10 protein-coding genes are annotated in these 13,448 nt (G+C 67.2%); 2 read left to right on the top strand and 8 right to left on the bottom strand.

What is annotated here, in order from left to right; translation table 11 throughout:
• Window positions 1–8: 8 nt before the first annotated feature.
• From ACVWY1_RS19265 to peaA, 5 genes are all read right to left on the bottom strand, one after another.
• The gene (locus tag ACVWY1_RS19265; RefSeq protein ID WP_457378641.1) at window positions 9–1,691 is read right to left on the bottom strand and encodes an AMP-binding protein; all 1,683 of its coding nucleotides are present in this window, start codon (window positions 1,689–1,691) and stop codon (window positions 9–11) included.
• A gap of 138 nt (window positions 1,692–1,829) precedes the next feature.
• Entirely contained in the window at window positions 1,830–2,951 is a 1,122-nt protein-coding gene (gene peaD, locus ACVWY1_RS19260) for a quinohemoprotein amine dehydrogenase subunit beta (protein ID WP_139670668.1), read from the bottom strand.
• Window positions 2,952–2,970: 19 nt separating this feature from the next.
• Window positions 2,971–3,294: a quinohemoprotein amine dehydrogenase subunit gamma gene (gene qhpC, locus ACVWY1_RS19255; RefSeq protein ID WP_094012540.1), complete on the bottom strand. Its 324-nt coding sequence runs from the start codon at window positions 3,292–3,294 to the stop codon at window positions 2,971–2,973.
• Window position 3,295: 1 nt separating this feature from the next.
• Window positions 3,296–4,726, bottom strand: coding sequence for a quinohemoprotein amine dehydrogenase maturation protein (gene peaB / locus ACVWY1_RS19250; protein ID WP_457378640.1), 1,431 nt, complete (start codon window positions 4,724–4,726; stop codon window positions 3,296–3,298).
• A 36-nt stretch (window positions 4,727–4,762) separates the two neighbouring features.
• Entirely contained in the window at window positions 4,763–6,328 is a 1,566-nt protein-coding gene (peaA, locus tag ACVWY1_RS19245; RefSeq protein WP_457378639.1) for a quinohemoprotein amine dehydrogenase subunit alpha, read from the bottom strand.
• A gap of 469 nt (window positions 6,329–6,797) precedes the next feature.
• Here peaA and ACVWY1_RS19240 point away from each other — a divergent pair, with 469 nt between their 5' ends.
• Both ACVWY1_RS19240 and ACVWY1_RS19235 read left to right on the top strand, forming a co-directional pair.
• A complete protein-coding gene (locus ACVWY1_RS19240) occupies window positions 6,798–8,291 on the top strand; it encodes an aldehyde dehydrogenase family protein (RefSeq protein WP_457378638.1) in 1,494 nt (497 codons plus the stop codon).
• A 91-nt stretch (window positions 8,292–8,382) separates the two neighbouring features.
• Window positions 8,383–9,696 (top strand): hypothetical protein, encoded by a 1,314-nt coding sequence (locus ACVWY1_RS19235; protein WP_434729367.1) that lies wholly within the window; start codon window positions 8,383–8,385, stop codon window positions 9,694–9,696.
• 73 nt (window positions 9,697–9,769) lie between these two features.
• Here ACVWY1_RS19235 and qhpG read toward each other — a convergent pair whose 3' ends face one another.
• The 3 genes from qhpG to ACVWY1_RS19220 are packed head-to-tail and all read right to left on the bottom strand — an operon-like array spanning window position 9,770 to window position 13,446.
• Window positions 9,770–11,059: a flavin-dependent monooxygenase QhpG gene (gene qhpG, locus ACVWY1_RS19230; RefSeq protein ID WP_110703979.1), complete on the bottom strand. Its 1,290-nt coding sequence runs from the start codon at window positions 11,057–11,059 to the stop codon at window positions 9,770–9,772.
• The gene (qhpE, locus tag ACVWY1_RS19225) at window positions 11,052–11,729 is read right to left on the bottom strand and encodes a subtilisin-like serine protease QhpE (RefSeq protein WP_457378637.1); all 678 of its coding nucleotides are present in this window, start codon (window positions 11,727–11,729) and stop codon (window positions 11,052–11,054) included. Before qhpE ends, qhpG begins: the two co-directional genes overlap by 8 nt.
• Window positions 11,719–13,446, bottom strand: coding sequence for an ABC transporter ATP-binding protein (locus ACVWY1_RS19220; RefSeq protein WP_277504495.1), 1,728 nt, complete (start codon window positions 13,444–13,446; stop codon window positions 11,719–11,721). Before ACVWY1_RS19220 ends, qhpE begins: the two co-directional genes overlap by 11 nt.
• Window positions 13,447–13,448 lie beyond the last annotated feature (2 nt).

The following is a 13,448-nucleotide window of genomic DNA, read 5'->3' as shown; positions in this document are numbered from 1 at the left end:
GAGGGCGGCTACCGCCCCTGCCCGCCCGCCAGCGCCTCGATGCTGATCTCGCGCATCCTGAACTTCTGCACCTTGCCGGTCACCGTCATCGGGAATTCATCGACGAAGCGGAAATGGCGCGGCACCTTGAAATGCGCGATGCGCGCCCGCGCCCATTCACGCAGTTCTTCCTCGCCCAGGGCCTGCCCCGGATGCAGGCGAATCCAGGCGACGATCTCCTCGCCATAGCGGCTGCAGGGGATGCCGATCACCTGCACGTCGGCCACCGCCGGGTGGGTGAAGAAGAACTCCTCCAGCTCCCGCGGATAGATGTTCTCGCCACCGCGGATGATCATGTCCTTGCTGCGCCCGACGATGCGCACGTATCCCTGTTCATCCATCACCGCCAGGTCGCCGGTGTGCATCCAGCCCTCGGCGTCGATGCTCTCGGCGGTGGCCTTGGGGTTGTCCCAGTAGCCGAGCATCACGCTGTAGCCGCGGGTGCACAGCTCGCCGATCTCGCCGCGTGCCAGGGTAGTGCCTGCGCTATCGATCACCTTGCTCTGCAGCCACGGCTGGGTGCGGCCGACGCTGGTCACCCGGCGCTCCAGGTCGTCGGCGGCGCCGGTCTGCAACGACACCGGGCTGGTCTCGGTCATGCCGTAGGCGATCTGCACCTCGCCCATGTGCATCTCGTCGATTACCCGGCGCATCACCTCGATCGGGCAGGTGGCGCCAGCCATGATCCCGGTGCGCAGGCTGGACAGGTCGAACTCATGGCGACGCGGGTGATCGAGCTCGGCGATGAACATGGTCGGCACGCCGTACAGGGCGGTGGCGCGTTCTTCGGCCACGGCCTGCAGGGTGAGCAGCGGATCGAAAGCGTCATTGGGGTAGATCAGGGTGCTGCCGTGGGTCATGCAGCCGAGGTTGGCCATGACCATGCCAAAGCAGTGGTACAGCGGCACCGGCACCACCAGCCGGTCGTGCTCGGTCAATCCGAGGCTTTCGCCGACCATGTAGCCGTTGTTGAGGATGTTGTGGTGGCTGAGGGTCGCGCCCTTGGGAAACCCGGTAGTGCCGGAGGTGTACTGGATGTTGATCGGCGCGTGCCGGTGCAGGCTGGCCTGGCGCGCGGCCAGTTGCCCGGGGGCGGTTTCACCGGCACGGGCCTGCAACGCCGACCAGGCCAGGAAGCCACCAGGTGGCGTGGCCGCCAGGCTGATGACCCCGCGCAACGCGGGCAGGCGCGCGCTTTGTAGCTCGCCCGCTCGGCAGGCGCCGAGCTCGGGCACCAGGTCCAGCAGCATCGCGTGGTAGTCGGAGGTCTTGAAGGCGTCGGCGCAGATCACCCACTGGCAGGCCGACTGGCCCAGGGCGTATTCCAGTTCGCTGGTGCGGTAGGCCGGGTTGATGTTGACCAGGATCGCGCCGATCTTGGCGCTGGCGTACTGGGTGATGCACCATTCGGCGCAGTTGGGTGCCCAGATCCCTAAGCGGTCGCCGACCTGCACGCCCAGGGCCATCAGAGCGCGGGCGTGCTGGTTGACCGCATCGGCCAGTTGCCGCCAGGTGTAGCGCAACTGCTGATGGCGGACGATCAGGGCCTCGCAGTCGGGGAAGCGGGCGACGGTGGCGTCGAAGGCGTCGCCGATGCACAAGTTGAGCAAGGGAATGGCGTTGCTGCCTACGGTGTGGCTGGGCTGGGTCATGGGGTGTCTCTTGTTGTTCTTGTAGGGATTGATCCGGCCCTATCGCCGGCAAGCCGGCTCCCACAGAGATCGCTGCAGGCCCGAGGGCAGCACCTTACCTGTGGGAGCCGGCTTGCCGGCGATAGGGCCAACACCGCTCTACCGAATGAACACCTGCGGCGTGGTGGTCGACATGTCGCCACCGGGCAGTTTGATGTTTCCCACCTTCTCCAGCGTATTGGGGTCGAACACCGCCAGGTCGTTGAACGTCCCGCCCAGGTAGAGCTTGTCGCCGGCCTTGTCGAAGGTCACGCAGTAGTAGGTATGGTCCAGGTTGGCGGCCTTGACCAGCTTCTTCTGCGCGATGTCGTAGCGGGCCAGGCGATTGAGCACGCCGTACATCTGGTTCGGGTCCTTCGGCGAGCGCAGGCCGGTGAAGTACAGCTCGGTCAGCTCGGCGAACTCCTGGGTATGGGCCTTGCCGGTCTTCAGGTCGATGCTCAGGTAGCCGTAAAGCGGCTCGGCGCTGGCCGGGTCCTGCTTGGCGTCCTTGAACCTGGCGATGGTGTAGAGCATCGAGAACTCGTGCAAAGAACTCTGGTGCGGCCAGAAGTACAGCACGTCCGGCGCGCTGTAGCCCGGGCGGTTCCAGCTGCGCAGTGGCAGTGCGACGGTGTATTTGCCGGTGTTGACGTCCAGCTTGTAGATGTCCGGCCCGGCCACATAGAGACTGCCGTCGTCGGCGGCGCGCATCAGGTACACCTGGCGCGGCATCGGGAAGGTGCGCACAGGCTTGGCATCCAGGCCGTCGCCGGTGCGGAACACTTCCAGGCGCGGCGGCTTGACCACATAGTGGTCGTTCAGGCGTTGGCTGGGGTTGACCGTGGCGTACACCTCCTTGCCGTCGGGGCTGATGGCGAAGGAGTACATGGCCTTGCCGACCTCGCCCGGCACGCTGGACAGGTTGGCGTGGAAGGTGGTCTTGCAGCTGTCCAGGTCGATGCCATAGATATCGGCGAAGTGATTGTTGAGCACGTAGGCGGTGCGGTTGTCCGGCGCCATCATCGCCGTGCCGGGGCCGAACGAGTCGGGCATGCGGCAGGTCTTGTACAGCGTGTCGCTGGCCACCTCGACCACGTGCAGGTTGTTCGGGTAGTTGGTGGCGATCAGGTATTCATGGCCGGCCTTCAGGGCCTTGCCTGCGTCGTCGGCCTGGGCCGCCCAGGCGCAGGCCGTGGCGGCGACGGTGAGCGCGAGTTGCGCGCAGAGTCCAGGTTTCATGCGGTTTCCCCTTGTCGTTCTATTTGTCTTTCGGGAATACGGTGCCGAGGTTGCGCCAGTCTTCGGCGGAGTTGGTTGCCTGGGCGTTCCAGTCCTGGTAGGTGCTCATCATGTCCGGCACCTGGGCTGGCCACCAGCAAGGGTCGGAGCAGCCGTACAGGTCGGCCTCCATCGGCTGGCACAGCGAGCTGACGCCACCGAAGGCGTCCACTTCCCAGCCCGGGTCGGTGGTGGCGGTGCAGCCGGCCACGGCGCTCATCGCCAGCACGTCCTCGACGCGGTCTTCGGCGGCCGCCTGCTCGAGAATGCGCGCCTTGTTGTTCAGCGGTTTGAGGTGCTTCATGTCAGTGCGCCTTCCGGGGTGTGATGTAGCGATCGATGAAAGCCGGGTTGGCGGCCATGATGCGGCTGTAGACCTCAATGCCGAAGTCGACCCAGTCGCGCATCAGCTCGCAATAGTGGTAGGTCGGATGCTGCGGGTCGCCGTAGCGGGCGTAGCTTTCGTGGTAGCAACCGCCGGAACACAGGTTGCGGATGCGGCAGCTGTCGCAGCCGGTGCCGCTGCGGTCCAGGCGCTGCGAGAGAAAATCGTTGAGCTGCGCCTGCTTCACGCCCTGGTGCACATTGCCGAAGGTCGGCAGGCTGGAGCCGGTGAAGCGGTGGCACAGGTTCAGCTCGCCCTCGTGGTCCACCGCCAGCATCTTCAGCCCGGCACCGCATGGCAGGGCCTTCTTGTGGCCTTCGTGAATGTCGGTGATCAGCTGGTGCAGGTTGGAGAAGCCGATGTTGCGGTGCGCCAGCGCCGCCTCCAGGTAACGCCGGCCCAGGGCCTTCATGTTGGCGAACACCTGCACCAGCTCGTCGCCGGTGAGGTTGAAGTCGGCCATGTCACCGGAGGTCACCGGGGCGAACCCCACCTCGGCGAAGCCCATCTCGTTGAACAGGTGGTTCCAGATGGTCTCGATATCGGTGATGCCACGGGTCAGCGTAACCCGCGCCCCCACCGGCCGGCTGCGGTAGCGCGACAGCAGCATGTCGGCCTTGCGCCGCACCACGTCGTAGGTGCCCTGCCCGCCCACGGTGATGCGGTTGCGGTCGTGCACGGTCTTGGGCCCGTCGATGCTGATCGACAGGCCGAAGCGGTGGGCATCGAGCCAGTCGACGATCTCTTCGGTGAGCAGCGTGGCATTGGTGGTCATGATGAACTCGACCTGCTTGCCCGCCTCGGCGAAGCGTCGCTCGCAGTACGCCACCATGTGCTCGATCAACGCCCGGTTGGACAGCGGCTCGCCGCCGAAGAACACCACGCTGTAGCGCTCCTCGTTCGGCGACTCCTTGAGCAGCATCTCCACCGAGGCTTCGGCGGTGGCGCTGTTCATCTTCTTGCCGGCGGAGGGCTTGTCGAGGTCCTCCTTGTAGCAGTACGTGCAGCTGAGGTTGCAGCCGGTGTTGACGTTGAGCACCACGGTGTTCAGCGCGGTGCGCTCGACCTGTTTCAGGGCGATTTCCGGGGTCAGCGGCGAACCGTCGCTGACCACTTCCAGGGCGATCAGCTCGCGCAGGGTTTCCTCGATGTCCTGCCCGTCGAACTGCTGGCCGAGCTGCTGCAGCAGCTCCTCGGCGGAACAGCCCTGGCGGCGCAGGGTGTCGATGATGCCGCCGGTCACCGCGTCGGTGGCGAACAGCGAACTGCTGGGGATATGGAACAGCATGCGGTCGGCATCGACCTGCACTTCGTGCAGGTTGCGTTCGACCAGGTTCAGTAGTGCGCCCATGGCGACCTCCCGATAAGCAATTGGTCAGGTTGATGCCTATGGCAGCGGCGGATTGTTCCAGCGCTGCACGGTGACGATCATGTGGCCCTCGCCCTGCTGGCCACCGTCGGCGAGGGTGGCGATCACCTTCAGGTTGCCGGCGTTGTTGGTCATCATCTTGCGCTCGGGGTTGGGCCCTGCCCCGCCCGGCACGAACACGCCGTCGGCCTGCATCTGCCCGGCGAACCTGACGTCCTCGTCCTCGACCGCCCGTTCGTTGAACGGCTCGACTTTCCAGGTGGCTGGCAGGTAGCCGATGCGCAGCGGCTGGCCACTGGCGTCCTTGCCCCAGGCTTCAGCCTCGAAGCGACCTTGCACCTTGGGCACCGAGGCGCCGTTCTCGCCGATGCGGGCAATGGAGAACGCCGGCACCACCTTGACCTCATCGACCTTGTCGTACACCGCCAGTTGCACGCCCTTGAGCGCGCCCACCGCCACCTCGCGGGGGCCGGCGGCGGCATCCTTGGCGGCGCGGGCCTTGACCCGGATCAGCGTCGGCGTCGACTCCAGCACTTCGGTCACCTGCACGCCCGCGCCCAGGTCTGGCTTGCCGGACAGGTCGCTGCCCACCAGGGTGATCTCGCTGTCGCTGCCGGTCTTGATGAAGGCCGGCTGCACTGCCAGCAGGCGCCCCTGCCCGGCCTTCGCCGCACTGAAGTCCAGGCCACGCTCGTCGTGCTCGGCCTCGAACATGCGGCCCTTCATCTGCCCGTCGATGGCGGCGAACACCTGGCGCAGGTTGGCCTCGCCGATCTTGACGTTGCCGCGCCATTCATAGCCGTTGTAGAGGATCGCCGAACCGCTGCCGTTGAACGGCGTGCCGTCGGCGTAGGCGCCCTTGACCTCGACCTTGAAGGTGTCGCCCTGCTCGGCGCTGACCGTCATCACCCCACGCACGTCACCCTTGGCCAGCATATGGCCGCTGAACGCCCATTGCCCGGCCAGGACCTTGGACTCGGGCCGGGCCTTGAGCCACTCGGCCCAGGCCGGGTTGTCGAGGGGGAAGCGCTTGGCCAGGTCGGGCACCATCTGCTTGAGGGCGATGTCCAGCCAGTCGCGGTCGCGGGCCTGGGCCTGGTATTCGAGGGACGGCCATTGGCCGAGGTGGAAGTTGACCAGGTGCTCCCACTCCTTGGCCGGGCGCCGTTGCAGGGCGACCCGGGCGCCGGAGTGGCAGCGGCCGCACATCTGGCTGAGCGGGTCGTCGAAGTGTTCGACAGTATTGAGCCGGCGTTCCATGGCGTAGCGCACACCGTCGGTCTCGCTGGGCGCCAGGCCCTGCTTGTCGGCCAGGTACTTGACCAGGGTGCGGCGGTCGTCGTCGCTGATCTGCAAGCCATGCATCACCTGCATGCGGGCGATGCTCATCAGCCAGCCCTCGGGGGTCTTGCGCTGGTGGCTGATGCGGCTGTAGCTGTCGTTGCCTTCGGGGATATGGCACCCCATGCACTTGTTCTGCAACAGGCTCGGGCCCTGCTCGGCCGCCATGGCCTGGGCGGACAGCAGTGCGGTGGCGACCAGCGCCAGTGTGCCCGCCTGCCGCCGGAGTCGAGTCGTCTTCAAGGTCAGACCTCCACGGTATCGTTCTTATCGTTATTCGCACGCTGCGGTGTGCATCTGACAGTGGCGATACAGGAAGTGTGCCAATTGCGGCAAATATGTTTTGCATCAACGATTTGAGCGCAGAGCAGGGGCAAACCCCAGCAGCGCAGGCTGTGGCCGAACGTGCCATTTCGCGACGGGGTGTTTCACCTTGAGACACAGGGCCTGCTGCGCAGGCCAGCTCCCACAGGGATCCAGCCACCTTCGAGTCCAACGCCTTACCTGTGGAGCCGGCATGCCGGCGATTGGCCCGCACAGCGGTCCGTTTCATCTCCGTCTCACTCAGTCTCAATGTGCAACAGCTCAAGCCTCCCTGACTGCATGCCATGTAACGCGAAAACCACATGTATCAAGGGCTGTGAGCGCGTTGCCCGGCTTGGCACGCCCATTGCCCTGCCCTGGTCACAACCATGACAAGAGGCACCGCCCCATGCATTCCGAACTGCCGATCCTGCCCGCCACCCGTGCCTTCCTCGCACGCCCGCTGAAGATGCGCATTGGCGCCGACTGGCAGGACGCCGCCAGCGGCCGCACCATGACCTTGCGCAACCCGGCCAGTGGCGAGGTCCTCGCCGAGGTGCCCGCGGCCGAGGCACAGGATGTGGACCGCGCCGTGCAGGCCGCCCGCCAGGCGTTCGAACACTCGGCCTGGAGCCGGATGCGTCCGCGTGAGCGGCAGAACCTGCTGTGGCGCCTGGCCGACCTGATGCAGCGCGATGCCCAGGAGCTGGCCGAGCTGGAATGCCTGAACAACGGCAAGAGTGCCGCCGTGGCCCAAGTGATGGACGTGCAACTGGCCATCGACTTCCTGCGCTACATGGCCGGTTGGGCGACCAAGCTCGAAGGCAGCACGGTCGAGCCGTCGCTGCCGCTGATGCCCAATGACGACTTCCACGCGTTCGTGCGCCGCGAGGCGGTGGGCGTGGTCGGCGCCATCGTCGCCTGGAATTTCCCGCTGCTGCTGGCCTGCTGGAAGCTCGGCCCGGCCCTGGCCACCGGCTGCACGGTGGTGCTCAAGCCTGCCGATGAAACCCCGCTGACCGCGCTCAAGCTCGCCGAACTGGTAAGCGAGGCCGGCTACCCGGACGGCGTGTTCAACGTGATCACCGGCACCGGGCTGAACGCCGGTGCCGCGCTGAGCCGCCACCCGGGCGTGGACAAGCTGACCTTCACCGGCTCCACCGAAGTCGGCAAGCTGATCGGCAAGGCCGCCATGGACAACATGACCCGCGTCACCCTCGAACTGGGCGGCAAGTCGCCGACCATCGTCCTGCCCGACGCCAACCTGCAGGAAGCCGCCGTCGGAGCCGCCACGGCGATCTTCTTCAACCAGGGCCAGGTGTGCTGCGCCGGCTCCCGGCTGTATGTGCACCGCAAGCACTTCGACAACGTGGTGGCCGATATCGCCGGCATCGCCAATGCCATGAAACTGGGCAACGGCCTGGACCCTAGCGTACAGATGGGCCCGCTGATCTCGGCCCGGCAGCAGGAGCGGGTCACCGGCTACATCGACCTGGGTCGCGAGTTGGGCGCGACCATCGCCTGCGGCGGCGAAGGCTTCGGCCCGGGCTACTTCGTCAAGCCGACGGTGATCGTCGATGTCGACCAGCGCCACCGCCTGGTGCAGGAGGAAATCTTCGGCCCGGTGCTGGTGGCCATGCCATTCGACGACCTCGACGAGGTGGTGGGCCTGGCCAATGACAATCCCTACGGGCTGGGCGCGAGCATCTGGTCCAACGACCTGGCCGCGGTGCACCGGATGATCCCGCGGATCAAGTCCGGGTCGGTGTGGGTGAACTGTCACAGCGCGCTGGACCCGGCGCTGCCGTTCGGCGGCTACAAGCTCTCCGGCGTCGGCCGCGAGATGGGCGCGGCGGCAATCGAGCACTACACCGAGCTGAAGTCGGTGTTGATCAAGCTCTGATTTCACCTGTGCCGGCCTCATCGCCTGGCCGGCGATGAGGCCCGGCCAGGCAATGAAAAAGCCAGAAAACAACAAAAACATGGAGCACACCATGACGCACAAGCTCGCCTGCACGTTGGCCCTGCTGCTGGCCTCTCCCCTCACCCAGGCCCACGAACTCTACAACCACGCCGGCACCACCCTGGACGCCAACCTCGAAGCGCTGTTCGGCGTATTCCACAGCGACGAAAGCTTCGACCAGTTCGGCAACCGCCAGGCCGGCAGCAGCAACTGGCGCGAGGGCTACGTCAAGTACGGCCTGAGCGCCAGCCAGGCGCTGGCCAGCAACGGCACGCTTTACGGCGCCTTCAGCCTGCTCAGTTCGGCCACCTGGGGCGATGGTGACGCCGCGGGTTTCACCCTCGGTGACGAACGTCGCACCGGCGTCGAGGACGCTTACCTTGGATGGCGCTCGGGCACCCTGTTTCCGGCGCTTGGCGAAGACGGCATCGATCTCTCCGGCGGGCGCCAGGTCATCACCCTCGGCGACGGTTTCCTGATCCAGGGCGACCCGGTCAATGCCGGCAACGTCGACCTGGGCGCCGATTTCGACCGTGGCGGCGCCTACTACCTGGCGGCGCGCAAGGCGTTCGACCGCACCGCCGTGTTACGTCTGGGCGGCAAGCAGGGCTGGCGTGGCGACCTGATGTGGCTCAAGTCCGACAACCCGTTCCAGGCCGACACCTCCATGGCGGTGGCCAACCTCGAGCATGTCGCCGACGCGGGCACCGTGGGCCTGAGCTGGATCCGTGGCCTGGATGTCGACCGCCGCTACGCCGAGATCCTTGGCCTGGAACACCGCGACGGCATGGACACGGTGAGCCTGCGCGGGCGTGGCAACCTGGGAGTGAAAGACCTCGAACTGGCCGCCGAGTATGTCACCCAGGACCGCACCGACGGGCGCGAGAACGCCTGGTACCTGGAGGGCAACTGGACCTTCTCCGGGCTGCCCTGGTCGCCCACCGCCACCTACCGCTACAGCCGCTTCTCGGAGCACTTCGACCCGCTGTTCTATGGCCTGAGCCGGGGCTATGGCACCTGGTTCCAGGGCGAGGTGGCGGCCAACTACGCCGGGCCATTCAACAGCAATACCCAGGTGCACCATGTGGCGCTCAAGGCCACGCCACGGGAGGGGCTGACCGTGGGCGCGCTGTACTTCGACTTCGACCCGCTCAGCACCGACCAGGGCAACCTGGGTGGGCGCGAGGTGGACCTGTACGTGGAGTGGATGGTCAACGAGCATTGGCTGATCAGCCCGCTGGTGGGGTTCTACACCCCGCAGCGCAGCGCGCAGGATGGCGGCGTGCAGTTGGGTGGCCGGGATAGCGGGGCCTACCTGCAACTGGTGGTGGGGACATTCTTCTAAGCCAGCGGCCCTATCGCGGGGTTTGCTGGCTGATGCAGCACCGGTGGGAGCGGGCTTGCCCCGCGATGAGTCCTCAGCAAAAACCCTGTTCGCGCAACCAACGCGCAATCATCGGCTGGTGCGTCTGTGTCACCAGGCGCTCCAGGCCGATGCCAGCCTGCACCCCGCGTACCACCGGCGCCAGCTCGATACCTTGCAGGTGCCACACCCCCAGCGGCTGATCAGCCGTCACCACTACTTCGGCCTCCTCCACCCAACCCTCGCGCAGCACCGGGCGGCGCTCCACCCGCACCGCCTGCCAGTTTGCCGCCGCGTGCAGCGGCTGCGCATCTGGCCAGCACCGGCGCCGGGCCCAGAACGGCTGTTCGCCACGCTGCGCTTCCTGGGCGTAGAAGTCGCGCCCGATCCGGGCGAAACGCAGGAACAGCTGTTCGATCCGCGTTTGATGGAAGCGCTGCGCCAAGGCTGCCTGCCCGGGCCGTTGCAGCAGGGTATTGATCACCACGGGCGCCTGCAGCGCCGAGGACAAGGACTGGAAGATGCCATTGCCCGACAACGGATCAACCGCCATCGCCGCATCGCCAACCCGTAGCCAATCACGGCCCGCGCAGTTGCCGACAAGAATCGCTGTGCTGCTGCGTGCATGCACCTGGGCAGGGGCGAAGGCCTGCTCGCCGAACAGTTGCGCCACCAGCGCCGAGCCACGGCGGCGCCCGGCACAGTATTCGGGCAACGCCGTCTTGCCCGGCAGCCGCGCCGCCGTCACGTCCAGCGTCACCTGCCAGTAGCAGCGGCCATCGGCCAGCCGCGCCATCCAGGCCCAGCCGTCGTCCAGGCTCTCCACTGCCGAGGCCGGCGCGCCAGGCTCGGTTTGCCAGAGATTGAGCAGGCTGACGGTTTCCGGCCCGCGCAGGCGACCTTCGCTCAACGGGGCCTGACGACCACGGGCCTCGACCAGGAAATCGCCGTGCAAGGTACGCCCGTCGTCCAGAGACACCCGATGCCCCACCCCTTGCACCACCTCGTGCACACGCCCTTCGACCAGCTCGACACCGGCACGATTCAAGTCATCACGCAGTGCCTGGTCGAAGCGCTGGCGATCCAGCAGCCACTCCTGGTTCGGTTGCAGCCGCTCACCGTTCCAGTGCACCTGCCGCGTGGCCGGCGTGGTCGCCTCGGCCAGGGCAGCGCCCAGGCCCGCATGGCGCAAGCCCTCCAGCACACGTTGCGAAACACCTTCCACCGCGGCGAAACGGCGCCAGTCGGACACCACGGTGACGGGGTAGCCCATCCGCCGCAGCCCCAGGGCAGTAGTCGCCCCCGCAGGTCCGGCACCGAGTACCAGGATGCTCGGTTCAGGCATCGGTCGACTCCTTGCGCTCAGGGCCGACGAACGCCGCGTGCCGCTCCAGCCAGTGCAACAGTGCCTGCCGGGTCATGCCGGGCTCCTCGCCCAGCAGGGCCGCCACCCGCCCAGTGAACGCGGCACAGGCCAGACTGGCCCCGGCCAACCCAGCGGCGCCAACCGCCGCGCCGAAGTCGGCCTGGGGAGTGCCCAGCCACGACCATTGCCCAGCGGCGCAGCGGGCATCGCCAGTGACGCGAATGACCCCGGGATAACTGGCCGGATACACCGGCTCGCCCCGCGCCGGACTGGAGGCGCACAGCAGCACGCCAGCGGCCACGGCCTCGGCGCAGGCCAGGCGCAGCACCGGGCGATCCTGGCGCAGGCCCAGGCTCAGGTTGACCACGGTCGCGCCCGCCTCCACCAGCCACAACAGGCCAGCGGCCACCTGCAAGGCGCTGGTGCTGCCCTGCCCAGCGAACACCTGGGCCAGCAGCACCGGCTGGCCGCCGGACTCGGCCCGCAGCCGCGCCAGCACCGCGCTGCCGTGGCCCAGGGCATCCGGCAGCGGCTCGCCCTCGCACAGCACGCCGTCCTCAAGCCAGAAGCGCCGCGCGCCGAGCAGGCTATCCGCCTGCTGCGCCGAGCAGCCACTGTCGATCACGCCAATGCACAGGTCAGCGGCCATGGTCGGCGGGCTCCTTGCTGCGTAATTGCCCGTCACGCAGTTCCAGGTGCAGGTCGGCATCGGCGAGGGTCGAGGCACGATGGCTGATCAGGATCCGCGTACGCCCGGCGAACAGCTGGTCGATGGCAGCAATCACTTCACGCTCGGTGGCTTCGTCCACCGCCGAGGTGGCCTCGTCCAGCACCAGGATCGCCGGTTGCTGGAGCAGCGCCCGGGCGATGGCGATACGTTGTTTCTGGCCACCGGACAACTGCTGGCCGCGTTCGCCCAGCAGACCATCGAGCCCCAGCGGCAGGCTCTGCACCAGGCTGTCCAGGCGGGTCAGCCGCACCACCTGCTCGAGCTCCTCACGGCTGGCCTGGGGCGTGCTGTAGGCCAGGTTCTGCGCCAGGGTGCCGCGAAACAGCACGATGTCCTGGCTGACCACGGCGATGCGCCGCCGCAGGGCCTGCAGGTCGAGCTCGCGCAGGTCGACGCCGTCGAGCAGGATGCGCCCGTCATCTGGGTCGTAGAAGCGCTGCAGCAGGTCGATCAGGGTCGACTTGCCGACGCCGGAAGCGCCGCTGATGGCGATCTTGGCGCCGCCGGGCAGACTGGCCTGCACCTGGTCCAGCACCCCACCCTGGCGCCCGTCGTGGGCGAAAGATACCCCGTCCAGTCGCAGTTCCCCGGCCCCTTGTGGCATGGGCCGGGGATCGTCCGCCTCGCGCACCGCGAGCGCCTCCCGCTTGAGCTCCATCACCCGCCCCAGGCTCACGGCCATCCGCTGCACCGCCACGTACAGGCCCAGCAGGCTCTGCACCGGACCGACGGCCATGCCCATGTAGGTGGAAAAGGCGATCAGCGCACCCAGTTGCCAGGTGCCCTGGATCACCCACCAGCCGCCGACCAGGAATGCGCAGGCCCGGCACCAGGAAGTCAGCGTGCCGGGCACCGCCTGGGTAAAGAACTCGGTGACCTGCACCCTGAGCAGCTGCCCCATGTAGCCCTGCCCCAACTGATCGAGGCGCTCGGCCTCACGCCGCTGCTGGCCGGCGGCCTGGATGAACTTCATCGCCGGCAGTGTCTCGACCAGGAACGACGACACGTCCGCCGAGCGTTCGCGCAGGCTGCGCACTTCGCGCTCGACCTTGCGTCGCATCCAGCGCAGCCACAGCACTTCGAGCGGGATCAGCAACACCAGCAGCAGCGACAGCTGCCAGGACAGCATCAGCATCAAGGCCACCGCACCGACCAGGCCGATCAGCGCCGATACCGCCGAGAACAACGAGTCCACGGCAAAGCGCTGGATCTCGGCGACATCGCCATCGAGCCGCGACAGGATGTCACCGGTGCGCCGGCGCCCGTAGAAGGTCGGCGAAAGTTGTTGCAGGTGTCGGTACAAGTCGTCGCGCAGGGCGAACAGGATGCGCCCGGACAGGCGCGTGTGCAGGTAGCGGTTGACCCCGGCCAGCAGCGTGCCGAGCAGGCCGGCGACGATCATGATCGCCGCCATGTGCCAGAGGGTCTGGTAATCCTTGGCCAGCAGGCCTTCGTCGATCAAGGTCTTGACCAGCCAGGGTTGCGCCAGGGCCAGCAGCGAGGCGCCCAGGGACAGCCCCAGGAGCACGCCGATGGCGCCACGCTGCGGGCGCACGAAGCCGTAGAGCCAGGCCAGGGCCTGGCGCATCAACTGCGGGTCGCTGGATTCGATCAATCGGGAAAACAGTCCGCCCATGG

The organism is Pseudomonas sp. TE6288, from assembly GCF_054062095.1.
This window is presented reverse-complemented; position numbering and strand designations above follow the sequence as displayed.